The following is a 23,528-nucleotide window of genomic DNA, read 5'->3' as shown; positions in this document are numbered from 1 at the left end:
CTGAGGCATCTGTACTCATGGGGGCATAGCTCAGCTGGGAGAGCACCTGCTTTGCAAGCAGGGGGTCGTCGGTTCGATCCCGTCTGCCTCCACCAATCCTCAATGACAAGCGTTCGACGCGTCGAGCTTTTGTCATTGGCGATTGAGCCAGTCAGAGTGATATGAGTAACACCATATCGGCTGTCGTTCTTTAACAATCTGGAAGAAGTAAGTAATTTGGATAGCGGAAGCGTCTCGAGATGGACGTGAAAACTATCCGGGTTGTGATTGTATCGATGTATCTCAAGATGATTCGAACTTCATGTTCGGCTCAATTGGAATACGGCACAACGCGAGAACTCAACCTGTAGCGACTGTCGATGAGACAGACTCGTTATAGGGTCAAGCGAACAAGTGCATGTGGTGGATGCCTTGGCGATCACAGGCGATGAAGGACGCGGTAGCCTGCGAAAAGCTACGGGGAGCTGGCAAACGAGCTTTGATCCGTAGATGTCCGAATGGGGAAACCCGGCCCTTTTGGGTCATCCTGGACTGAATACATAGGTCCAGAGAAGCGAACGCGGTGAACTGAAACATCTAAGTAACCGCAGGAAAAGAAATCAACCGAGATTCCCAAAGTAGTGGCGAGCGAAATGGGATGAGCCTTGCACTCTTTATTTGTATTGTTAGCCGAACGCTCTGGAAAGTGCGGCCATAGCAGGTGATAGCCCTGTAGGCGAAAACAGTATGAAAGAACTAGGTGTGCGACAAGTAGGGCGGGACACGTGAAATCCTGTCTGAAGATGGGGGGACCATCCTCCAAGGCTAAATACTCGTGATCGACCGATAGTGAACCAGTACCGTGAGGGAAAGGCGAAAAGAACCCCGGGAGGGGAGTGAAATAGATCCTGAAACCGCATGCATACAAACAGTCGGAGCCTCGTAAGGGGTGACGGCGTACCTTTTGTATAATGGGTCAGCGACTTACGTTCAGTAGCAAGCTTAACCGTATAGGGCAGGCGTAGCGAAAGCGAGTCCGAATAGGGCGTTCAGTTGCTGGGCGTAGACCCGAAACCAGGTGATCTATCCATGGCCAGGATGAAGGTGCGGTAACACGTACTGGAGGTCCGAACCCACTAACGTTGAAAAGTTAGGGGATGAGCTGTGGATAGGGGTGAAAGGCTAAACAAACCTGGAAATAGCTGGTTCTCTCCGAAAACTATTTAGGTAGTGCCTCGTGTCTCACCTTCGGGGGTAGAGCACTGTCATGGTTGGGGGGTCTATTGCAGATTACCCCGCCATAGCAAACTCCGAATACCGAAGAGTGCAATCACGGGAGACAGACATCGGGTGCTAACGTCCGGTGTCAAGAGGGAAACAACCCAGACCGCCAGCTAAGGTCCCCAAATATAGCTAAGTGGGAAACGAAGTGGGAAGGCTAAAACAGTCAGGAGGTTGGCTTAGAAGCAGCCACCCTTTAAAGAAAGCGTAATAGCTCACTGATCGAGTCGTCCTGCGCGGAAGATGTAACGGGGCTAAGCTATATACCGAAGCTGCGGATGCGTGCTTTGCACGCATGGTAGGAGAGCGTTCCGTAAGCCTGCGAAGGTGCCTTGTAAAGGGTGCTGGAGGTATCGGAAGTGCGAATGCTGACATGAGTAGCGATAAAGGGGGTGAAAGGCCCCCTCGCCGTAAGCCCAAGGTTTCCTACGCAACGTTCATCGGCGTAGGGTGAGTCGGCCCCTAAGGCGAGGCAGAAATGCGTAGCTGATGGGAAGCAGGTCAATATTCCTGCACCATTGTTAGATGCGATGGGGGGACGGATCGCGGAAGGTTGTCCGGGTGTTGGAAGTCCCGGTCGCTGCATTGGAGAAGGCACTTAGGCAAATCCGGGTGCGTAATTCAAGGGTGTGGCGCGAGCTCCTTCGGGAGCGAAGCAATTGGAAGTGGTTCCAAGAAAAGCCTCTAAGCTTCAGTCTAACGATGACCGTACCGCAAACCGACACAGGTGGGCGAGATGAGTATTCTAAGGCGCTTGAGAGAACTCGGGAGAAGGAACTCGGCAAATTGGTACCGTAACTTCGGGATAAGGTACGCCCTTGTAGCTTGACTGGCCTGCGCCAGGAGGGTGAAGGGGTTGCAATAAACTGGTGGCTGCGACTGTTTAATAAAAACACAGCACTCTGCAAACACGAAAGTGGACGTATAGGGTGTGACGCCTGCCCGGTGCCGGAAGATTAAATGATGGGGTGCAAGCTCTTGATTGAAGTCCCGGTAAACGGCGGCCGTAACTATAACGGTCCTAAGGTAGCGAAATTCCTTGTCGGGTAAGTTCCGACCTGCACGAATGGCGTAACGATGGCCACACTGTCTCCTCCCGAGACTCAGCGAAGTTGAAGTGTTTGTGATGATGCAATCTACCCGCGGCTAGACGGAAAGACCCCATGAACCTTTACTGTAGCTTTGCATTGGACTTTGAACCGATCTGTGTAGGATAGGTGGGAGGCTATGAAACCGGAACGCTAGTTTCGGTGGAGCCGTCCTTGAAATACCACCCTGGTTTGTTTGAGGTTCTAACCTTGGCCCGTGATCCGGGTCGGGGACAGTGCATGGTAGGCAGTTTGACTGGGGCGGTCTCCTCCCAAAGCGTAACGGAGGAGTACGAAGGTACGCTAGGTACGGTCGGAAATCGTGCTGATAGTGCAATGGCATAAGCGTGCTTAACTGCGAGACCGACAAGTCGAGCAGGTGCGAAAGCAGGTCATAGTGATCCGGTGGTTCTGTATGGAAGGGCCATCGCTCAACGGATAAAAGGTACTCTGGGGATAACAGGCTGATACCGCCCAAGAGTTCATATCGACGGCGGTGTTTGGCACCTCGATGTCGGCTCATCTCATCCTGGGGCTGTAGCCGGTCCCAAGGGTATGGCTGTTCGCCATTTAAAGAGGTACGTGAGCTGGGTTTAAAACGTCGTGAGACAGTTTGGTCCCTATCTGCCGTGGGCGTTGGATATTTGAAGGGGGCTGCTCCTAGTACGAGAGGACCGGAGTGGACGAACCTCTGGTGTACCGGTTGTCACGCCAGTGGCATCGCCGGGTAGCTATGTTCGGAAGAGATAACCGCTGAAAGCATCTAAGCGGGAAACTCGCCTTAAGATGAGATATCCCTGGGGACTAGATCCCCTTGAAGGGTCGTTCGAGACCAGGACGTTGATAGGTCAGGTGTGTAAGCGCAGTAATGCGTTCAGCTAACTGATACTAATTGCCCGTAAGGCTTGATCCTATAACAAGTCTGCCTTGTAGATCGGCGCCGTGCGAAAGCACTGGCCGCGATCCAAAGCGACATGTTGGATTCTCGTGTGTGATACACACAACTCAAGATTACTGCTTCTTCCAAGATTGGTTCTGTTGGCCACGCCAGCAGAACAACCCTCTTTGCCTGATGACCATAGCGAGTCGGTCCCACCCCTTCCCATCCCGAACAGGACCGTGAAACGACTCTACGCCGATGATAGTGCGGATTCCCGTGTGAAAGTAGGTAATCGTCAGGCTCCCCCTAGCCAGAAACCCCCGCCCGACCGGCGGGGGTTTTTGCATTTGTGGCTCTGAAAATACGATCTCACCGCGACTAAAGCCATCATTTCAGTGGTGTAACGCCGTGTCTAGATCGGTACCGAAGCCCTATCCCATACCAACAAAATTCCATCCCCCTTCCCGATTTCCGACGGACAATCAGGAAATTCGGATGAAGTGAAGCCTGATCAAGGGCGTCCACGTAGAATCTGCCAATCTCCCCCGATGCAGGATCCAGAACGATGAACGGAGCTACCCAGATAGCTCGGGCCGTGTGCCCTCACGATTGCCCTGATACGTGCGCGATGCGCGTCACCGTCGAAAACGGCAAGGCGCTCAAGGTATCCGGCGATCCCGATCATCCGCCGACTCAGGGTGTGTTGTGCACCAAGGTCAGCCGTTACGCCGACCGGGTGCATCATCCCGATCGCCTGACCGTACCGCTCAAGCGCATCGGCGCCAAGGGAGAGGGGCGTTTCGTGCCAATCAGCTGGACCGAGGCATTCGACGAGATCGGCCGGCGCCTTGGAGAGATCGCGAAGCGCGCGCCGGAAGCGATTGTTCCATACAGCTATGCGGGGACGATGGGGCTCGTGCAGGGCGAAGGCATCGCCCAACGGTTCTTCCACAAGCTGGGCGCGTCACGGCTCGAGCGCGCGATCTGTGCCGCCGCGGGTGCGGCAGGGCTGCGCTACACCTATGGCGGCAGTCTCGGGATGCACCTCGAATATTTCGAAGAGAGCGAACTGATTCTGATCTGGGGCGCGAACCCGATCGCGTCGAGCCTGCATTTCTGGACGCGGGCCCAGGAAGCGAAACGGCGCGGCGCACATCTGGTCGCGATCGACCCGTACCGCTCGCTGACAGCGGAAAAGTGTCACCAGCACATTGCATTGCGGCCCGGTACCGACGGCGCGTTCGCGCTCGGCATGATGCACGTGCTGATCAACGAAAACCTGCTCGATCACGACTATATCGCCAGCCATACGGTCGGCTTCGACGCGCTCGAGGCGCGCGCAATGTCCTATCCGCCGGAGCGGGTTGCGCAGATCTGCGGTATTAACGCGTCCGAGCTGATCGATCTCGCGCGCCGCTACGGTGCCACCCGGAAAGCGTCGATCCGGCTCAATTACGGCATGCAGCGCGTGCGAGGCGGCGGCAACGCAGTGCGTGCGATCGCCAGCTTGCCCGCGCTGACGGGCGCATGGCGCGATCGGGCCGGCGGGCTGTTGCTGTCGTCGTCGGAATTCGCGCCGATCGATCATGCCGCCTTGCTGCGCCCGGATCTCATCCCCGGCTGGCCTCACAAGCTGCCGCGCGTCATCAACATGAACGCCATCGGCGATGCGCTGCTGCACCCGGGCGACGAGTCCTTCGGACCGAAGGTCGAGGCGGTGATCGTCTACAACTCGAACCCTGTCGCCGTCGCGCCGGATTCGTCGAAGGTCGCCGCAGGATTTGCGCGTGAGGACCTGTTCACCGTCGTTCTCGAGCACTTCAAGACAGATACCGTCGATTTCGCCGACATTGTGCTGCCGGCGACCACACAGCTCGAGCATCTCGACGTCCACAAGTCGTATGGCCACACCTATGTGATGGCGAACCTGCCGTCGATTCCACCGGTAGGCGATGCGCGGCCGAACACGGAGATTTTCCGCGGCATCGCGCGCAGCATGGGGCTCGATGAACCGGCGCTCTATCACAGCGACGAAGAAGTCGCTCAGGCGGCGCTCCGCTGGGACGACCCGACGCTCGATAGCGACTGGAACACCTTGAAGCACGCGGGCTGGGTGAAGCTCAAGCTCGCGGATGCGCCGTTTGCGAACGGCGGCTTCAGGACCCCGTCGGGCAAATGCGAGTTCTACAGCGCGCAACTGGCGGAGATGGGGATGGATCCGGTGCCGGACTATCTGCCTCCGTTCGAGTCGGCAGAAGCGGCGCCGGAGCTTGCGGCGCGCTATCCGCTCGCGATGATCTCGCCGCCGGCCCGCAATTTCCTGAACAGCACCTTCGTCAACGTCGACAGCCTGCGCAATACGGAGGGCCAGCCGCATCTCGACATCCATCCGGCGGACGCCGAGTCGCGCGGCATCGGCGATGGCGGCATGGTGCGAATCTTCAACGACCGCGGCTCGATGCAGGCCGTCGCGAGGGTCACGGATCGTGCGCGCGCGGGGCTGGTCGTGGGCTTGTCGATCTGGTGGAAGAAACTGTCGCCGGACGGTCGAAATGCGAACGAGGTGACGAGCCAGGCACTCACCGATCTGGGCAATTCGGCGACGTTTTACGACTGCCTGGTAGAAGTAGAACGGATTTGACCGAACATCGCGATATGATCTGACGAATTCAATCGAAAGTTGGAAGTGGGTATCTAACCCTGTTGTCTCGGGACGGGCGAGCCGCTAGGATGCGTTTTCGCACGACCATTCGAAAATCTGTGAGGAGACGCGCAGTATGGACAAGATTTGGCTGAAATCGTACCCGTCCGGCGTTCCGGCCGAAATTGATCCGTCTCCGTATCCGTCCGTCCCCGACCTGCTCGCCGAAAGCTTCACCCAGTACCGTGACCGGACGGCCTTCGTGTGCATGGGCAAGGCGATCACGTACGGTGAGCTGGACACGCTGTCGCGCCAATTCGGCGCGTGGCTGCAGTCGCGGGGGCTGGCGCGCGGCGCCCGCGTCGCGCTGATGATGCCGAACGTCCTGCAGTATCCGGTGGCGATCGTCGCGGTGCTGCGTGCCGGCTATACCGTCGTCAACGTCAATCCGCTCTATACGCCGCGCGAACTCGAACACCAGCTCAAGGACAGCGGCGCCGAAGCGATCGTCATCCTCGAGAATTTCGCGACGACGCTGCAGGCCGTGATCGCCAATACGTCGGTCAAGCATGTGGTGGTCGCTTCGATGGGCGATCTGCTGGGCGTCAAGGGATGGCTCGTCAACTACGTCGTGCGCAACGTCAAGAAGATGGTGCCGGCGTGGCAGCTTCCGGCTTATACCCGATTCAAGGCGGCGCTGGCCGAGGGGGCGCGGCTGGCCTTCAAGCCGCAGAAGCTCGGCCCGAACGACGTCGCGTTCCTGCAGTACACGGGCGGCACGACGGGCGTCGCGAAGGGCGCGACGCTGCTGCATCGGAACATCGTCTCGAACGTGCTGCAGGCGGGGGCATGGCACCACCCCGCGCACGAGAAGTATCCGGACGTGAAGCAGTTCGTGACCGTGGTCGCGCTGCCGCTCTACCACGTGTTCGCGCTGACCGTCTGCGGCTTCCTGACGATGCGCACCGGGGGCATGGGGATCCTGATTCCGAATCCTCGCGATATCGGCGGCATGATCAAGGAGCTGAAGGGCTACCAGATCTCGACGATCCCGGCCGTCAACACGCTCTACAACGCATTGCTGAACCACCCGGATTTCGACCAGCTCGATTTCTCGAAGCTCGCGATCGCCAACGGCGGCGGCATGGCGATCCAGGAAGGCGTGGCGAAGCGCTGGTACGAGAAGACGCACACGGCGATCGTGGAGGGCTACGGCCTGTCCGAAACATCGCCGGTCGCAACCTGCAACCCGGTGACCGCCACGGCGTACAGCGGAACGATCGGATTGCCGCTGCCGTCGACCGAGGTGTCGATTCGCGATGACGCCGGCAATGAAGTGCCGCTCGGCGAGCCCGGCGAAATCTGCATCCGCGGGCCGCAGGTGATGGCCGGCTACTGGAACCGTCCGGAGGAAACCGCCAAGGTCATGTTCCCCGACGGCTTCTTCAAGACCGGCGACGTCGGCGTGATGGACGCGCGCGGCTACGTGAAGATCGTCGACCGCAAGAAGGACATGATCCTCGTGTCCGGCTTCAACGTGTATCCGAACGAGGTGGAGGACGTCGTGGCGTCGCACCCGGGCGTGTTCGAGGTGGCCGCGGTCGGCGTGCCGGACGAGCATTCGGGGGAAGCGGTGAAGCTCTTCGTCGTGAAGAAAGACCCTGCGCTCACGGACAAGGACATTCTCGCGTACTGCAAGGAGCGGCTCACGGGGTACAAGCGTCCGAAGCTCGTCGAATTCCGCACCGAATTGCCGAAGACGAACGTCGGCAAGATCCTGCGGCGCGAATTGCGCGACGGACGCGCGTAAAGCGTAAGGTCGACGTTCGAACCTGCGAGCCCGGCCTTGTGCCGGGCTTTTTAATTTTGGGCGGGCGACGCGTCGCGCTGCAGATATCGTCGGGACGTGGCCGTCGCCACGATGGTCGTTCGACCCCGAGGGCGGTGGCCGCCGGCGCGGCCGCGACCATTCCATGCACCCGCTTCGCTTCGAATGGCAGGCGCGCGGTGAACTTCGGTGCCGGTAAAGGCGGCGTTCACGTGGCGCTGCGTCGCCAGCGCACAGCCGGCGCAAGCGCTCGCGCCGCGCCGCCGCGCGCGCCACACGCCGACCGCGCCCAACCGAAAAAGAAAAAGGCGCCCGAAGGCGCCTTCAATGAACTGCGGCTTGTCAGACAAGCTGATTAGAACTTGTGACGGATGCCGACGCGAGCCGCCACCTGATTGCTGGTGTTCGACTGGTCGAGGCCGTTGATCGCGGCGGTGGCCGGAGCGATGTGGCCCGACGAATCGAGCACGTTGCCCGACGCATGCTGGTACACGCCGATCACGTAGATGTCCGTACGCTTCGACAGGAAGTAGTCGACGCCCAGCGAGCCCTGGTGGTATTTCGCGGCGGACGCGTCGCCGATCTTGCTGCCCTGCGTATAGTCGTACGCCGCGCCCAGGATCAGCGCCGGGGTCAACTGATACTTGAAGTTGATTTCGCCGTTGTTGAACGTCGCAGTGCCGGAGAACCCGCCAGCAGTAAAGCCCTTGAACTTCGTGTTCGAGTACGTTGCCCCGATCGTCGCCGCGCCGAACGTGTAGGCGCCGCCGGCACCGATGACCTGGTACGTGTTCGCGCTGTTCGCGTACGTGCCGTAAACCGGCGACGAGACGACCGGCTTGCCGCTTGCCGCCGGATCGGACGAGCCGGTGTTGAACATGCCGCCGAAGTTCGCCGGCGTGCGCGCGTTCAGGTAGCCGACGCCGAGAACCAGCGGGCCGTTGTTGTAGCCGGCGCCGAGCGACCAGACCTGGTTCTTCGCGAACTGGCCGGCTTGCCCGCCGAAGCTGTACAGGCCGCCGAACGAGAAGCCGTTGTAGGTCGGGCTCGTGTATTTGATCGCGTTGTTCACGCGATAGGCGTTGTTGAAGTTGTCGAGGTCGCCCGGGTGCGCGGCGATGTAGCCGCCCCACTGGTCACCCGCCTCGAGCGGGCCGACGAAGTCGACGACGGAGTCGTACTGGCGGCCCAGCGTGACCGTGCCGAAGCCGCTCCCCAGGCCGACGTATGCCTGACGGCCGAATTCGAGGCCGCCCTGCTTGAGGCCGCCGGTGTTCACGTCAAAGCCGTTTTCGAGCACGAAGACCGCCTTCAGGCCGCCGCCCAGGTCTTCCGTGCCGCGCAGGCCCCAGCGGCTGCCTTGCAGCACGCCGCTCGACAGGCCGTACAGGTGCTTGCCCTTGGCGTTGTTGTTGAAGATGAAGCCTTCATCGATGATGCCGTAAAGCGTCACGCTGCTTTGCGCGTGAGCGGCGCCAGCGAACGCGCCCAGCGCGACGAGCGCGAGAAGCGACTTTTTCATGAACGGATCTCCAGAAATCATAAAATTTATTGTTGCGGGGCAAATAGTTATGTTCTGCAGACGATCCCCGCTTCAACTTCGCACGAAGTCCGACGTAATGTAGCAAAAGGACTTTTTGCAACAAAGCAAGATGCCCCGGCACGGGGGCGCCATGTTTCGTTTATGCAACAATGGTTAAAATCACGGGTTAACCGCAATTTCCGCTGAAGAATCAAGTCGGTTACGCAGCGGACACGCGCTTTCGCCGGGTGCGGAAACGCAAGCACTAGCAGCCAGGAGAACAGGATGGTGTTGGATGAATTGATCAGCGAATTCGATCGCGGTCTGCGCTCGATGGCGGGCGTGAACCGCATGAGCCGGCCGGTGCCCGCGCCTGCTGAACCCCCGACCGTCGAGCTCACGCCGGCCGAGCGCACGCATGCCGCAGGACTGATGCGCGTGAACCATGTCGGCGAGATCTGCGCGCAGGCGCTGTATCAGGCGCAGAAGCTGACCGCGCGCACGCCGGCGGCCAAGGCGATGTTCGAGGAGGCTGCCCGCGAGGAGGAGGACCACCTCGCATGGACCGCGCACCGGCTCAAGGAGCTCGACTCGCGTCCGAGCGTGCTGAATCCGCTGTGGTACGCTGGCGCGCTGGCGATCGGCGTCGCGGCCGGCGCGCTCGGCGACAAGGTGAGCCTCGGCTTCATGGCCGAGACGGAGCGCCAGGTCGAAAGCCATCTGGAAGGTCACCTGTCGACGCTGCCGGCGGGCGACACCGCGTCACGCGCGATTGTCGACCAGATGCGCATCGACGAGGTGAAGCACGGCAAGGCCGCGACCGACGCGGGCGGCATCGAGCTGCCGCTGCCGGCGCGGATGCTGATGCGCGCCGCATCGAAAGTCATGACGAGCACTGCGTACTACCTGTGATCTTCGGGCCGGGGCCGCGCACGACGCGGCTCCGGTTCACCGCCGACGATACCGCCCGCTTTTTCCGCGTTTTCCCGCCCCCGAAAGCCCCGTTCGCACGCCCATCTGGCCGGCCTTGTTCACGTATCACCTTCACAAGTTGCACTAGCTCATTCATTTTTAACGGTTTTTGGAGTAAAGGGGCGCATGAGCTTGTGCGCGTAAGTCCTTGTTCTAACTAACAAAATTCGTCAAAAAACCGGGCCGCTCCCTTGACCGTGCCACACCCTTCCTCTAAAGTGGGAGACAGTGTGAGAAAGTGTATTTTTGTGTGATTTGGCGGGCTATTCCGGCTAAATTCTGAGCATTGAGCGGGTGCTTCGGTGCCCTGAACGGGAGAGCGGAAAGTGTTCCAAGGGGCGTCGGCGCTGACGCTCGATGCGAAAGGGCGGATGTCGGTGCCGGCTCGCTATCGCGAAGCGCTGCAAGGACAGGCAGAAGGACGGGTGACTGTGACCAAGCACCCGGACGGCTGCCTGTTGCTGTTTCCGCGCCCCGAATGGGAGGTGTTCCGCGCCAAGATCGCTGCGCTGCCGATGGATGCGCACTGGTGGCGGCGGATTTTTCTCGGCAATGCGATGGATGTCGATCTCGACAGCGCGGGCCGGATTCTCGTATCGCCCGAGCTGCGCATGGCGGCCGGGCTGGAAAAGGAAGTCATGTTGTTGGGAATGGGTAGTCACTTCGAGCTGTGGGATTCGCAGACCTACATCGCGAAGGAGCAGGCGGCGATGGCGCAGGGCATGCCCGACGCGCTGAAGAATTTCACGTTCTGATTGCGGTGACGGAGACGCCCGCGATGGGAAACGAATTGCAGCATCGGACGGTGTTGTTGGACGAGGCGGTCGACGCGCTCGTGACGCGGCCGGACGGCATCTATGTCGACGGCACGTTCGGGCGGGGCGGCCACAGCCTCGCGGTGCTCGCGCGGCTCGGGGCCGCCGGGCGCCTGATCGCGTTCGACAAGGATCCGCGTGCGATCGAGACGGCGCGGGGCATCGAGGATGCGCGCTTCGCGATCGTGCACGACAGCTTTGCGTCGATGCAGGGCGCGCTTGCGGCGCGCGGCATCGGGAAGGTGTCGGGTGTGTTGCTGGACCTGGGCGTGTCCTCGCCGCAGGTGGACGATCCGCAGCGGGGCTTCAGCTTCCGCGCGGATGGCCCGCTGGACATGCGCATGGATCCGACGCGCGGCGAGTCGGCGGCCGAATGGCTCGCGCGGGCGTCGCTGCAGGAACTGACGGAGGTGATACGAGATTATGGGGAAGAACGGTTTGCTTTTCAGATTGCAAAGGCGCTTGTTGCTCGCCGGGCAGAGTCCGACCGTCTCGGGCCTCTCGACAGCACGGGCGAGCTTGCCCAAATCGTGGGTCACGTCGTCAAGACACGTGAGAAGGGCAAGGACCCGGCAACCCGCACCTTTCAGGCTATACGGATTCACGTCAATCAAGAGCTTGCGGACCTGCAAGTCGTACTAGACGCGGCATTGTCGTTGCTGGAGCAAGGGGGGCGGCTGGTGGTCATCAGCTTTCATTCACTCGAGGACCGGATCGTCAAGCGATTCATGCAGGCGCACGCGAGTGCGCCTGCGGTCGATCGCCGCCTGCCGATCCGCGCCGTCGACCTCCCGAGCCCCCCGTTGAAGATCATCGGCCGCAAATTCCCGAGCGACGCCGAAGTGGCCGCGAACCCGCGCGCGCGCTCGGCGGTGATGCGCATTGCGGAGCGCGTCGCGCCATGAGCCGCTTCAACATCTTCCTGCTGATCATCGTGATGGGCTGCGCGCTGTCGGTCGTCAATTCGACGAACCAGCAGCGCCAGATCTTCATTCAGCTGCAGCGCGCGCAGTCGCAGGAGCACCAGCTCCAGCAGGACTATGCGCAGCTTCAGTATCAGCAGAGCGCGCTGTCGAAGACCTCCCGCATCGAGCAGCTCGCGAACGATTCGCTGAAGATGCAGCCGATCATGACCGGCCGCACCCAATACCTGACGCTGGCGCCGGGCGCCGCGAAGGCGATCGACGCGCCGATCCCCGCATCGGCCGATGCGGGGCGGTGGGCAAGGCCAGGGGAGGCGCGCGATGAAGCCGTCGCAGAAGCGCCAGAACGTGAAGTTCGCGTCGAGCCCCGTGCTGTCGGTGCACCTGCCGATGTGGCGCTCGAAGCTCGTCGTGTTCCTGCTGTTCATGGCGTTCGTCGCGCTCGCCGCGCGCGCGTTCTGGATCCAGGGGCCCGGCAACGCGTTCTATCAGAAGCAGGGCGAAAGCCGCTACCAGCGCACGATCGAGCTGCCGGCGACGCGCGGCAAGATTCTCGACCGCAACGGGCTCGTGCTCGCGACGAGCCTGCCCGTGCGCGCGATCTGGGCGATTCCCGACGCGGTGCCGGACGATCTCGGCGCGGACAAGCTCGACCAGCTCGGCAAGCTGCTCGGCATGACGCAGAAGGAGCTGCGCGCGAAGCTGTCGGAGGACAAGGGTTTCGTGTACGTGAAGCGCCAGGTGCCGATCGACACCGCCGACAAGGTCGCGGCGCTCGACATCCCCGGCGTGTACCAGCGCAACGAATACAAGCGCTTCTATCCGGAAGGCGAGATCACCGCGCACCTGATCGGCTTCACGAACGTCGAGGACGAGGGCCAGGAAGGCGTCGAGCTCGGTGACCAGAAGCTGCTGTCCGGCACCTCGGGCGTGCGCCGGGTGATCAAGGACCGGCTTGGACACATCGTCGAGGACGTTGCCGAGCAGCTGCCGCCGCACAACGGGACGGACGTCGACCTGTCGATCGACAGCAAGATCCAGTACATCGCGTACGCGAACCTGAAGGCCGCGGTCGACAAGTTCAAGGCGAAGGCGGGCGCGGCGATGGTCATCGACGTGCGCACCGGCGAGGTGCTCGCGCTCGTCAACTATCCGACGTACAACCCGAACGACCGTTCGCACCTGACGGGCGAGCAGCTGCGCAACCGGATCCTGACCGACGTGTTCGAGCCGGGCTCGATCATGAAGCCGTTTACGGTGTCGCTCGCGCTCGACCTGCATCGCGTGACGCCGAACACGCTCGTCGAGACCGGCAACGGCCACTTCGTGCTGGACGGCGCGCCGATCACCGACGACGCGGGCTTCGGCACGCTGACGGTCGGCGGCGTGATCCAGAAATCGAGCAACATCGGCGCGACGAAGATCGCGATGACGATGAAGCCCGAGGAAATGTGGAATATGTATACGAGCATCGGCCTCGGCCAGGCGCCGAAGGTCGGCTTCCCGGGCGCGGCGGCCGGCCGCCTGCGGCAGTGGAAGAATTGGCGCAGGATCGAGCAGGCGACGATGTCGTACGGCTATGGCCTGTCCGCGTCGCTGTTCCAGCTCGGGCGCGCGTATACGGCGATCGCGCACGACGGCGAGCTGATGCCGGTGACGATCTTCAAGACCAACAGCGCGCAGCCGGTCGCGGGGCCGCAGATTTTCGCCCCGTCCACCGCGCGCCAGGTGCGGGCGATGCTCGAAACGGTCGTGGCGCCGGGCGGCACGTCGCCGGACGCCGCCGTGCCGGGCTACCGCGTCGGCGGCAAGAGCGGTACCGCGTACAAGCACGAAGGGCACGGCTATACCCGCAAGTACCGGGCGTCGTTCGTCGGGATGGCGCCGATGCCGAACCCGCGCATCGTCGTCGCGGTGTCGGTCGACGAGCCGACGGCGGGCAGCCACTTCGGCGGGCAGGTGTCCGGGCCGGTGTTCTCGGCGATCGCAGGCGACGCGCTGCGCGCGCTGAACGTGCCGCCGAACATGCCGGTCAAGCAGCTCGTCGTGTCTGACGATACGCCCCCCGCGACCGGGCCGCAAAAGCTGGCCGCGGGTGCGGGCGCGAAGCATATGATCGTGTCCAGCACGACACGCAATTCTCCTGGAGTCATTCGATGAGCGCCGCTCGCAGTTCCCATCCGGCGCACCAGCAGATCGCAGCCGCGCTCGCGTGGCTGCGTCAGCATGTGGCCCCCGCCGCGCAACTGCATGCGGATACGCGCAGCCTCGAAGCAGGCGACGTGTTTCTCGCGTATGCGGTCGACGGGGCCGACAACCGCGCCTTCATTGCCGACGCGGTCGCGCGCGGCGCCGCCGCCGTGCTGTATCAGCCGGACGGCCTTGCCGCCGCACCTGCCGCGCCGGTCGCGCTCGCCGTGCCGGCGCTGAACGAACTCGCCGGCGACATCGCCAGCGGGTGGTACGGCGATCCGAGCGACAGCCTGTTCGCGGTCGGCGTGACCGGCACGAACGGCAAGACGTCGTGCACGCAGTGGATCGCCGCCGCGCTGACGGCGCTCGATCGGCCGTGCGCGCTGATCGGCACGCTCGGCAGCGGGATGCCGGGCCATCTGGTGCCGACCGGCTTCACGACGCCCGATGCGCCGCAGCTGCAGCGCAGCCTCGCGCAGTTGCGCGACGCGGGCGCGAAGGCCGTGGCGATGGAGGTGTCGTCGCACGCGCTGCATCAGGGCCGCGTGAATGGCACCGCGTTCGACATCGCCGTGTTTACGAACCTCACGCAGGATCACCTCGACTATCACCGCACGTTCGACGCGTACGAAGCGGCGAAGGCGAAGCTGTTCGCATGGCGCGGCCTGCGCGCCGCGGTCGTCAATCGCGACGACGCGGCCGGCAGCCGTCTGCTCGCGAGCCTGTCCGGCCAAGTGCGCACGATCGCATACGGGATCGGCGATGCGCCGGCGGCGGGTGCGGATCGCGAGCTGAGCGCGCATGACGTGCGTGCGACCGCGACCGGCACAGCATTCCGCCTGCGTTCGTCGTGGGGCGACGCGGACGTCGAGGTCGGCACGCTCGGCACGTTCAACGTCAGCAACCTGCTCGCGGTGCTCGGCACGCTGCTCGCGGCCGACGTGCCGTTCGACGCGGCGCTCGCCGAAATCGCGCGGCTCGAGCCGGTCAACGGCCGGATGCAGCGCCTCGGCGGCCGGCTGCAGAACGACGAGCCGCTCGTCGTGATCGACTATGCGCACACGCCCGACGCGCTCGAGAAGACGCTCGACGCGCTGCGTCCGATCGCCGTCGCGCGCGGTGGCGCGCTCGTCTGCATGTTCGGCTGCGGCGGCGACCGCGACGCGACCAAGCGTCCGCTGATGGGCGCGATCGCCGAGCGGCTGGCCGACGAGGTCGTCGTGACGAGCGACAACCCGCGCAGCGAGGACCCGCAGCGCATCATCGACCAGATCGTCGCCGGGATGACCGCGCCGGACAACGCGCGCCGGATCGAGGACCGCGCGAGCGCGATCCTGCAGGCGGTGCGCGGCGCGGCGCGCGAGGACGTCGTCGTGCTGGCCGGCAAGGGGCACGAGGCGACGCAGGAGATCATGGGCAAGAAGCGCGCGTTCTCCGACCAGGACCACGCGCGGCTCGCGCTCGCGGCGCGCGCGACGCACGGCAAGGGAGGCGGCGAATGACGATGCTCAGCCTTGGTGAAGCCGCTCGCCTGATTCAGGGCGCGACCGTCCACGGCGACGCGCGCGTCACGTTCGAGCGCGTGTCGACGGACAGCCGCACGGTCGGCCCGGGCGACCTGTTCGTCGCGCTGAAAGGGGAGCGCTTCGACGCGCACGATTTCCTCGCCGACGTGGCGGCGCGCGGCGCGGCCGCGGCGCTCGTGTCGCACACGCCGGCGGGCCTCGCGATGCCGACGATCGAGGGCGGTGAAACACGGGCCGCGCTCGGCGCCCTTGCACACGGCTGGCGCAAACGATTCCCGTTGCCGGTCGTCGCTGTGACGGGCAGCAACGGCAAGACGACGGTCAAGGAAATGATCGCGTCGATCTTTGCCGCCGCGGTCGGCGCGGATGCGCGGCTCGCCACGGCCGGCAACCTCAATAATGACGTCGGCCTGCCGTTGACGCTGCTGCGCCTGAACGCCGCGCACCGGCTCGCGGTGATCGAGCTCGGGATGAACCACCCGGGCGAGACGGAGATCCTTGCGCGCCTCACGGCGCCGACGGTCGCGCTCGTCAACAATGCGCAGCGCGAGCACCAGGAATTCATGGCGACGGTCGAAGCCGTCGCGCTCGAACATGCGGCCGTGATCCACGCGCTCGCGCCGGACGGCGTCGCGGTGTTCCCGGCCGACGACGCGTACGCGGGCATCTGGCGCGTCGCGGCGACCGGCAACCGGATCGTCGACTTCGCGCTCGACGACGGCGAGCGGCACACCGACGCGCAAGTGACGGGCCGCGTCGACGGCGGCGCACTCGCGATCGACACGCCCGCCGGGTCGATCACGGTGCGGCTGCGTGCGCTCGGCGCACACAACGCGCGCAACGCGCTGGCGGCGACAGCCGCCGCGCTGGCGGCGGGCGTCGCGCTGACGGCGATCCGCCAGGGCCTCGAGGCGTTCGAGCCGGTCAAGGGCCGCCTGCAGGTCCGGCAGGCAATCGCCGGCAGCCTGGCGGGCGCGACGGTCGTCGACGACACGTACAACGCGAACCCCGATTCGATGCGCGCGGCGATCGACGTGCTCGCGGCGCAGCCCGCGCCGCGCGTGCTGGTGATCGGCGACATGGGCGAAGTCGGCGACGAAGGCCCTGCGTTCCATCGCGAGGTCGGCGCGTATGCGCGCGAGCGTGGCATCGATGCACTGTTCGCGCTCGGCGACGCCTCGCGCGACGCCTGCGCATCCTACGGCGACACGGCCCGCCACTTCGGCGACGTCGGCGCGCTGGTCGACGCGCTGCTGGCGGCGGGCTACGGCGCACGGGCGACGGTGCTCGTGAAGGGCTCGCGGTACATGAAGATGGAGCGCGTGGTCGACGCGCTGACGAACCAACCCGCGGCGGGCACGGCGCCCGCCGCACCTTGAGTAGAAGGAAGGAAGCATGCTGCTGGCGCTGGCGCAATGGCTGCAGGGCGACGCAAGCTTTTTGCGCTTGTTCACGTACCTGACGTTCCGTGCGGTGATGGCCACCATCACCGCGCTCGGGATCGGGCTCGTGTGCGGACCGTGGGTGATCCGCAAGCTGACCGAAATGAAGGTGGGGCAGGCCGTGCGCAAGGACGGCCCGCAGACGCACCTCGTCAAGTCCGGCACGCCGACGATGGGCGGCGTGCTGATCCTGATCGGCATCGCGGTCGCGACGCTGCTGTGGGGCGACCTGACGAACCGTTTCATCTGGATCGTGATGCTGGTTACGTTCGGTTTCGGCGTGATCGGCTGGGTCGACGACTATCGCAAGGTCGTCCACAAGGACCCGCGCGGGATGTCGTCGCGCGAGAAGTACTTCTGGCAGTCGGTGATCGGCCTGTTCGCGGCCGTCTACCTGGCATTCAGCGTGTCCGAGGCGAACAACGTGCGCGTGTTCGACCTGTTCATGGCGTGGGTGAGGAGCGGCCTGTCGATGGGGCTGCCGGCGCGCGCCGACCTGATGCTGCCGTTCCTGAAGTCGATCAGCTATCCGCTCGGCGTGTGGGGCTTCATCGTGCTGACCTATTTCGTGATCGTCGGCGCGAGCAACGCGGTGAACCTGACCGATGGCCTCGACGGCCTCGTGATCATGCCGGTCGTGCTGGTCGGCGCATCGCTCGGCGTGTTCGCGTACGTGATGGGCAGCGCGGTCTATTCGAAATACCTGCTGTTCCCGCACATCCCGGGCGCAGGCGAACTGCTGATCTTCTGTTCCGCGATGGGCGGGGCGGGGCTCGCGTTCCTCTGGTACAACACGCATCCCGCGCAGGTGTTCATGGGCGACGTCGGCGCGCTGGCGCTCGGCGGCGCGCTCGGCACGGTCGCGGTGATCGTGCGCCAGGAAATCGTGCTGTTCATCATGGGCGGCATCTTCGTCGCGGAAACGCTGTCGGTGATGCTGCAGGTTTCGTGGTTCAAGTACACGAAAAAGCGCTACGGCGAAGGGCGGCGCCTGCTCAAGATGGCGCCGCTGCATCACCATTTCGAATTGTCCGGCTGGAAGGAAACGCAGGTGGTGGTGCGTTTCTGGATCATCACGCTGATGCTGTGCCTGTTCGGTCTGACCACCCTCAAGTTGCGGTAAAGGAAAGGTAACAAGGATGTCTGGCGAGATGTTTGGAGATCGGCAACGGCCGATGGTGCTCGTGCTGGGGCTCGGCGAATCGGGTCTCGCGATCGCGCGGTGGTGCGCGAGGCACGGGTGCCGGCTGCGCATTGCCGATACCCGCGAGGCGCCGCCGAACCTTGCCGCGCTGCAGGCAGAAGGCATCGACGCGGAATTCGTCGGCGGTCCGTTTTCGCCGGCGCTGCTCGACGGCGGCATCGAGATCGTCGGGCTGAGCCCCGGCCTGTCGCCGCTCGAGCCGGCGCTCGCGGCGCTGATCGCGGCGGCGAACGAGCGCGGCGTCGCGGTGTGGGGCGAACTGGAGTTCTTCGCGCAGGCGCTGCGCGCGCTCGGCGCGAGCGGCTATCAGCCGAAGGTGCTGGCGATCACGGGCACCAACGGCAAGACCACGACGACGAGCCTGACCGGCCTGTTGTGCGAACGGGCGGGCAAGAAGGTCGGCGTCGCGGGCAACATCAGCCCGGCGATGCTCGACCGGCTCGCCGGCGCGATCGACGCCACCGCGCTGCCGGACGTCTGGGTGCTGGAGCTGTCGAGCTTCCAGCTTGAGACCGCGCGCACGTTCGCGCCGGACGCGGCCGCGATCCTCAACATCACGCAGGACCACCTCGACTGGCACGGCAGCTTCGACGCGTATGCAGCCGCAAAGGGCCGGATTTTCGGCGCGACGACGACGCGCGTGCTGAACCGCGACGATGCGGCCGTGATGAAGTTCGCGCCGGCCGCGGGCGCGGCCGATGCGCCACGCACGATCACGTTCGGCCTGAACGAGCCGGTGCACGAGGGCGATTACGGGCTGTTGCGCGACAACGGGATCGCGTGGCTCGTCGAGGCGATTGATCGCGACGCGACCGACGAGCCGGCGACGGGCCGCCGCCGCAGGCGCGACGCCGTCCATACGCCGGACATCGCGCAGAAGCGCCTGATGCCGGCCGACGCGCTGCGCATCCGCGGCCTGCACAACGCGGCGAACGCGCTTGCCGCGTTCGCGCTCGCGCGCGCGATCGACCTGCCGGCCGCGCTGCTGCTGCACGGGCTGCGCGAATACCGCGGCGAGGCGCATCGCGTCGAGCTGATCGCGACGCTCGACGAAGTCGATTACGTCGACGACAGCAAGGGCACGAACGTCGGCGCGACGGTGGCCGCGCTCGACGGGCTCGCACAGCGGATCGTGCTGATCGCCGGCGGCGACGGCAAGGGCCAGGATTTCTCGCCGCTCGCGGCTCCGGTCGCGCGCTGGTGCCGCGCGGTGCTGCTGATCGGCCGCGACGCGCCGGCGATTCGCGACGCGCTCGCCGACACCGGCGTGCCGCTCGTCGATCACGCGACGCTCGAGGCGGCGGTGCGCGCGGCGAGCGAACTCGCGGAGCCGGGCGACGCGGTGCTGCTGTCGCCCGCATGCGCGAGCTTCGACATGTTCAGGAGCTACGCCCATCGCGCGGACGTGTTCCGCCGCGCGGTGGAGGATCTCGCCCTCGATCAAGGAGCGACGCCATGAGCTGGTCCGATCGCCTCGTCTCCCGTTTCAACGATCGACGCGACGGCGGCGGCAATGCGGCCGGCGGCCGCGTCGCGTCGGCCACGCGGGCCGCGACCGGCGGCCTCGCGAGCGTCGTCAACGGCGTGCGGCCGGGCCGTTCGCGGATGCTCGATTTCGACTACTCGCTGCTGTGGGTCGCGGTCGCGCTGCTCGGGCTCGGCGTCGTGATGGTGTATTCGGCGTCGATCGCGATGCCGGATTCGCCGAAGTACGCGTCGTATCACGATTACGCGTTCCTGCTGCGCCACTGCGTGTCGCTCGTCGTCGCGTTCATCGCGGCGGTGATCGCGTTCCGCGTGCCGGTGTCGACGTGGGACAAGTACGCGCCGCATCTCTTCCTGATCGCGCTCGTCAGCCTCGTGATCGTGCTGATCCCGCACGTCGGCAAGGGCGTGAACGGCGCGCGCCGCTGGATTCCGCTCGGCATCACGAACATGCAGCCGTCGGAAGTCATGAAGCTCGCGGTGACGATCTATGCGGCAAACTACACGGTGCGCAAGCAGGAATACATGCAGAGCTTCGCGAAGGGCTTCCTGCCGATGGCCTGCGCGGTCGGCCTCGTCGGCGCGCTGCTGCTGCTCGAGCCGGACATGGGCGCGTTCATGGTGATCGCCGCGATCGCGATGGGCGTGCTGTTCCTCGGCGGCGTGAACGGCAAGCTGTTCGGCGGCCTCGTCGCGACGGCGGTCGGCACCTTCACGATGCTCGTCTGGCTGTCGCCGTGGCGGCGCGAGCGGATCTTCGCGTATCTCGATCCGTGGGACGAGCGCTACGCGCAGGGCAAGGCGTATCAGCTCACGCACTCGCTGATCGCGTTCGGCCGCGGCGAATGGTTCGGCGTCGGCCTCGGCGGCAGCGTCGAGAAGCTGAACTACCTGCCCGAAGCGCATACCGACTTCATCCTCGCGGTGATCGGCGAGGAGCTCGGCTTCGTCGGCGTGATGGTCGTGATCCTGCTGTTCTACTGGATCGTGCGCCGCGCGTTCGAGATCGGCCGCCAGGCGCTCGCGCTCGACCGCACGTTCGCGGGATTGACCGCGAAGGGCATCGGCATCTGGTTCGGCGCGCAGGCGTTCATCAACATGGGCGTGAACCTCGGCCTGCTGCCGACCAAGGGCCTGACGCTGCCGCTTGTGAGCTACGGCGGCTCGGGCATCCTGCTCAACTGCGTCGCGCTCGCGGTGCTGCTGCGCGTCGATTATGAAAACCGGGTGCTGATGCGCGGAGGGAAGGTATGACCGCGACGCATCGCACGCTGATGGTGATGGCAGGCGGCACCGGGGGCCACGTGTTCCCGGGGCTCGCGGTCGCGCACCGGATGGAAGCGGCAGGCTGGCGCGTCGTGTGGCTCGGAAATCCGGCCGGGATGGAGGCGACGCTCGTGCCGAAGCACGGCATCCCGATGGAATACGTGCGGTTCGGCGGCGTGCGCGGCAAGGGGCTGAAGACCAAGCTGTCGCTGCCGTTCAACCTGCTGCGCGCGTGCTGGCAGAGCCTCGGCGCGCTGCGCCGGGTCAAGCCCGACGTCGTGCTCGGGATGGGCGGCTACATCACGTTCCCGGCGGGCGTGATGACGGCGCTGTCCGGCCGTCCGCTCGTGCTGCACGAACAGAATTCGATCGCCGGCCTCGCGAACAAGGTGCTCGCGAAGCTCGCGAAACGCGTGCTCGTCGCGTTCCCGGACGCGTTGCCGCACGCCGAATGGACCGGCAACCCGATTCGCGCGGAACTTGCGCGCACGGAACCGCCCAAAGCACGCTATGCGGCGCGCAGCGGCCCGCTGAACGTGCTGGTCGTCGGCGGCAGCCTCGGCGCCGCCGCGCTGAACGAAGTGGTGCCGCGTGCGCTGGCGATGCTCGCGCCGGGCGAGCGGCCGCGCATCGTGCATCAGGCGGGCGCGAAGCACATCGACGTGCTGAAGGCGAACTACGAGGCTGCCGGCCTCGTGTGCGGCAGCGACGTGCAGCTCGTGCCGTTCATCGACGACATGGCGGCCGCGTACGCGGCCGCCGATCTCGTGATCTGCCGGTCGGGCGCGATGACGGTATCGGAGATCGCGGCGGTCGGGGTGGCGGCGCTGTTCGTGCCGTTCCCGTATGCCGTCGACGATCACCAGACGACCAATGCCGCGTTCCTCGCCGAGGCGGGAGCGGCGGTGCTGGTGCAACAACGCGACCTGTCGGCCGACCTGCTCGCCGACTGGCTGCGCAGCCAGTCGCGGGCGTCGCTCGCGGACATGGCGGAGCGTTCGCGCTCGCTGGCGAAGCCGGATGCCACCGATGAGGTCGCGCGGGTCTGCGCGACGGTGGCCGGCGCGAACCTGGAAACACTGCAATGAAACACATCGTCAAACACATTCATTTCGTCGGGATCGGCGGCGCCGGCATGAGCGGCATCGCGGAAGTGCTCGTCAATCTCGGCTACCAGGTCAGCGGCTCGGACCTGTCGCGCAACGCGGTGACCGACCGCCTCGAGGCGCTCGGCGCGCGGATCTCGATCGGCCACGACGCGGCGAACATCGAGGGCGCGAATGCGGTCGTCGTGTCGACGGCCGTGCGCTCGGACAACCCGGAAGTGCTGGCCGCGCGCGCGAAGCGCGTGCCGATCGTGCAGCGCGCGGTAATGCTCGCCGAGCTGATGCGCCTGAAGCAGGGCATCGCGATCGCGGGCACGCACGGCAAGACCACGACGACGAGCCTCGTCGCGAGCGTGCTCGCGGCGGGCGGCCTCGATCCGACCTTCGTGATCGGCGGGCGGCTGATCAGCGCCGGCGCGAACGCGCGGCTCGGCACGGGCGACTTCATCGTCGCGGAGGCCGACGAGTCGGACGCGTCGTTCCTGAACCTGTATCCGGTGATCGAAGTCATCACGAACATCGATGCCGACCACATGGATACCTACGGCCACGATTTCGCGCGGCTCAAGCAGGCGTTCATCGAATTCACGCAGCGGCTGCCGTTCTACGGCAGCGCGGTCGTGTGCGTCGACGACCCGAACGTGCGCCAGATCATCCCGTTCATCTCGAAGCCGGTGGTGCGCTACGGGCTGTCGCCGGACGCGCAGGTGCGCGCGGAAGACATCGACGCGCGCGATGGCCGGATGCACTTCACGGTGATCCGCGAAGGGCGCGAGCCGCTGCCGGTCGTGCTGAACCTGCCGGGCCTGCACAACGTGCAGAACGCGCTCGCGGCGATCGCGATCGCGACGGATCTCGGCGTGTCGGACGACGCGATCCAGCAGGCGCTCGCGGAATTCAACGGCGTCGGCCGGCGCTTCCAGCGCTACGGCGAAGTGCCGGCGGCGGGCGGCGGCAGCTACACGCTGATCGACGACTACGGCCATCACCCGGTCGAAATGGCGGCGACGATCGCGGCCGCGCGCGGCGCGTTCCCCGGCCGCCGCCTCGTGCTCGCGTTCCAGCCGCACCGCTATACGCGCACGCGCGACTGCTTCGACGATTTCGTCAACGTGCTGTCGACGGTCGATGCGCTGGTGCTGACGGAAGTCTACGCGGCCGGCGAGGCGGCGATCACGACTGCCGACGGCGACGCGCTGTCGCGTGCGCTGCGCGCGGCGGGGAAGGTTGAACCGGTATTCGTCGCGGCAATCGACGACGTGCCGGACGCATTGACGAAGGTCGCGCAGAACGGCGACGTGGTGATCACGATGGGCGCGGGCTCGATCGGCGGCGTGCCGGCGAAGCTCGCGCAACACACTCAACAGAAGGCATGAC

At 64.8% G+C, this 23,528-nt stretch carries 14 protein-coding genes, 1 tRNA gene, 2 rRNA genes and 1 pseudogene; 17 read left to right on the top strand and 1 reads right to left on the bottom strand.

Going from position 1 to position 23,528, the window contains the following annotated elements; genetic code table 11:
- The first annotated feature begins 19 nt into the window (after nucleotides 1-19).
- The 5 genes from WJ35_RS09095 to WJ35_RS09075 all read left to right on the top strand — a co-directional run bounded on the left by WJ35_RS09095 (nucleotide 20) and on the right by WJ35_RS09075 (nucleotide 7,679).
- A tRNA-Ala gene (locus WJ35_RS09095) sits at nucleotides 20-95 on the top strand.
- A 284-nt stretch (nucleotides 96-379) separates the two neighbouring features.
- A 23S ribosomal RNA gene (locus tag WJ35_RS09090) occupies nucleotides 380-3,261 on the top strand.
- Between the two features lie 155 nt (nucleotides 3,262-3,416).
- Nucleotides 3,417-3,529, top strand: a 5S ribosomal RNA gene (rrf, locus tag WJ35_RS09085).
- 264 nt (nucleotides 3,530-3,793) lie between these two features.
- Nucleotides 3,794-5,869, top strand: a complete 2,076-nt coding sequence (locus tag WJ35_RS09080; RefSeq protein WP_069239062.1) for a molybdopterin-containing oxidoreductase family protein — start codon at nucleotides 3,794-3,796, stop codon at nucleotides 5,867-5,869.
- Between the two features lie 136 nt (nucleotides 5,870-6,005).
- Nucleotides 6,006-7,679 carry a long-chain fatty acid--CoA ligase gene (locus WJ35_RS09075; RefSeq protein WP_059865017.1) on the top strand — a complete coding sequence of 558 codons (1,674 nt, stop codon included), beginning with the start codon at nucleotides 6,006-6,008 and terminating at the stop codon, nucleotides 7,677-7,679.
- 373 nt (nucleotides 7,680-8,052) lie between these two features.
- On the opposite strand, the gene WJ35_RS09070 is transcribed toward WJ35_RS09075, so the two are convergent.
- A complete protein-coding gene (locus WJ35_RS09070) occupies nucleotides 8,053-9,219 on the bottom strand; it encodes a porin (RefSeq protein ID WP_069239061.1) in 1,167 nt (388 codons plus the stop codon).
- 285 nt (nucleotides 9,220-9,504) lie between these two features.
- Between WJ35_RS09070 and coq7 the strand changes: the two genes are divergently transcribed.
- The 12 genes and pseudogenes from coq7 (at nucleotide 9,505) to murC (ending at nucleotide 23,527) form a co-directional block, all read left to right on the top strand.
- The gene (gene coq7 / locus WJ35_RS09065) at nucleotides 9,505-10,131 is read left to right on the top strand and encodes a 2-polyprenyl-3-methyl-6-methoxy-1,4-benzoquinone monooxygenase (protein WP_010091227.1); all 627 of its coding nucleotides are present in this window, start codon (nucleotides 9,505-9,507) and stop codon (nucleotides 10,129-10,131) included.
- A gap of 386 nt (nucleotides 10,132-10,517) precedes the next feature.
- Nucleotides 10,518-10,946, top strand: a complete 429-nt coding sequence (mraZ, locus tag WJ35_RS09060) for a division/cell wall cluster transcriptional repressor MraZ (protein WP_006400450.1) — start codon at nucleotides 10,518-10,520, stop codon at nucleotides 10,944-10,946.
- A 23-nt stretch (nucleotides 10,947-10,969) separates the two neighbouring features.
- A complete protein-coding gene (gene rsmH / locus WJ35_RS09055) occupies nucleotides 10,970-11,911 on the top strand; it encodes a 16S rRNA (cytosine(1402)-N(4))-methyltransferase RsmH (RefSeq protein WP_060236360.1) in 942 nt (313 codons plus the stop codon).
- Nucleotides 11,908-12,213: pseudogene (ftsL, locus tag WJ35_RS29800) on the top strand (cell division protein FtsL); the annotation flags it as partial. The gene rsmH and the pseudogene ftsL, both read left to right, overlap by 4 nt.
- Nucleotides 12,214-12,250: 37 nt before the next feature.
- Nucleotides 12,251-14,089 carry a peptidoglycan D,D-transpeptidase FtsI family protein gene (locus tag WJ35_RS09050; protein ID WP_010091230.1) on the top strand — a complete coding sequence of 613 codons (1,839 nt, stop codon included), beginning with the start codon at nucleotides 12,251-12,253 and terminating at the stop codon, nucleotides 14,087-14,089.
- A complete protein-coding gene (locus WJ35_RS09045; protein WP_060236356.1) occupies nucleotides 14,086-15,624 on the top strand; it encodes a UDP-N-acetylmuramoyl-L-alanyl-D-glutamate--2,6-diaminopimelate ligase in 1,539 nt (512 codons plus the stop codon). Before WJ35_RS09050 ends, WJ35_RS09045 begins: the two co-directional genes overlap by 4 nt.
- Nucleotides 15,621-17,027 (top strand): UDP-N-acetylmuramoyl-tripeptide--D-alanyl-D-alanine ligase, encoded by a 1,407-nt coding sequence (locus WJ35_RS09040; RefSeq protein ID WP_060236354.1) that lies wholly within the window; start codon nucleotides 15,621-15,623, stop codon nucleotides 17,025-17,027. Before WJ35_RS09045 ends, WJ35_RS09040 begins: the two co-directional genes overlap by 4 nt.
- A 16-nt stretch (nucleotides 17,028-17,043) precedes the next feature.
- Nucleotides 17,044-18,213: a phospho-N-acetylmuramoyl-pentapeptide-transferase gene (mraY, locus tag WJ35_RS09035; protein ID WP_045566724.1), complete on the top strand. Its 1,170-nt coding sequence runs from the start codon at nucleotides 17,044-17,046 to the stop codon at nucleotides 18,211-18,213.
- Nucleotides 18,214-18,241: 28 nt separating this feature from the next.
- Nucleotides 18,242-19,753: a UDP-N-acetylmuramoyl-L-alanine--D-glutamate ligase gene (murD, locus tag WJ35_RS09030; protein WP_060236352.1), complete on the top strand. Its 1,512-nt coding sequence runs from the start codon at nucleotides 18,242-18,244 to the stop codon at nucleotides 19,751-19,753.
- Complete coding sequence (gene ftsW / locus WJ35_RS09025) at nucleotides 19,750-21,033, top strand: putative lipid II flippase FtsW (protein ID WP_059716729.1); 1,284 nt, start codon at nucleotides 19,750-19,752, stop codon at nucleotides 21,031-21,033. The genes murD and ftsW overlap by 4 nt, the downstream gene beginning before the upstream one ends.
- Nucleotides 21,030-22,133 (top strand): undecaprenyldiphospho-muramoylpentapeptide beta-N-acetylglucosaminyltransferase, encoded by a 1,104-nt coding sequence (murG, locus tag WJ35_RS09020; protein ID WP_010091238.1) that lies wholly within the window; start codon nucleotides 21,030-21,032, stop codon nucleotides 22,131-22,133. The genes ftsW and murG overlap by 4 nt, the downstream gene beginning before the upstream one ends.
- Nucleotides 22,130-23,527, top strand: a complete 1,398-nt coding sequence (gene murC, locus WJ35_RS09015) for a UDP-N-acetylmuramate--L-alanine ligase (protein ID WP_060236350.1) — start codon at nucleotides 22,130-22,132, stop codon at nucleotides 23,525-23,527. Before murG ends, murC begins: the two co-directional genes overlap by 4 nt.
- Nucleotide 23,528 lies beyond the last annotated feature (1 nt).

Source organism: Burkholderia ubonensis, from assembly GCF_001718695.1.
Classification (GTDB): domain Bacteria; phylum Pseudomonadota; class Gammaproteobacteria; order Burkholderiales; family Burkholderiaceae; genus Burkholderia; species Burkholderia ubonensis_B.
This window is presented reverse-complemented; position numbering and strand designations above follow the sequence as displayed.

Bases quoted from the DNA above. Each gene is read 5' to 3' on its own strand.
- WJ35_RS09080 (WP_069239062.1), top strand. From the start codon at position 3,794: ATGAACGGAGCTACCCAGATAGCTCGGGCCGTGTGCCCTCACGATTGC.
- WJ35_RS09075 (WP_059865017.1), top strand. From the start codon at position 6,006: ATGGACAAGATTTGGCTGAAATCGTACCCGTCCGGCGTTCCGGCCGAA.
- WJ35_RS09070 (WP_069239061.1), bottom strand. From the start codon at position 9,219: ATGAAAAAGTCGCTTCTCGCGCTCGTCGCGCTGGGCGCGTTCGCTGGC.
- coq7 (WP_010091227.1), top strand. From the start codon at position 9,505: ATGGTGTTGGATGAATTGATCAGCGAATTCGATCGCGGTCTGCGCTCG.
- rsmH (WP_060236360.1), top strand. From the start codon at position 10,970: ATGGGAAACGAATTGCAGCATCGGACGGTGTTGTTGGACGAGGCGGTC.
- WJ35_RS09050 (WP_010091230.1), top strand. From the start codon at position 12,251: ATGAAGCCGTCGCAGAAGCGCCAGAACGTGAAGTTCGCGTCGAGCCCC.
- WJ35_RS09045 (WP_060236356.1), top strand. From the start codon at position 14,086: ATGAGCGCCGCTCGCAGTTCCCATCCGGCGCACCAGCAGATCGCAGCC.
- WJ35_RS09040 (WP_060236354.1), top strand. From the start codon at position 15,621: ATGACGATGCTCAGCCTTGGTGAAGCCGCTCGCCTGATTCAGGGCGCG.
- mraY (WP_045566724.1), top strand. From the start codon at position 17,044: ATGCTGCTGGCGCTGGCGCAATGGCTGCAGGGCGACGCAAGCTTTTTG.
- murD (WP_060236352.1), top strand. From the start codon at position 18,242: ATGTTTGGAGATCGGCAACGGCCGATGGTGCTCGTGCTGGGGCTCGGC.
- ftsW (WP_059716729.1), top strand. From the start codon at position 19,750: ATGAGCTGGTCCGATCGCCTCGTCTCCCGTTTCAACGATCGACGCGAC.
- murG (WP_010091238.1), top strand. From the start codon at position 21,030: ATGACCGCGACGCATCGCACGCTGATGGTGATGGCAGGCGGCACCGGG.
- murC (WP_060236350.1), top strand. From the start codon at position 22,130: ATGAAACACATCGTCAAACACATTCATTTCGTCGGGATCGGCGGCGCC.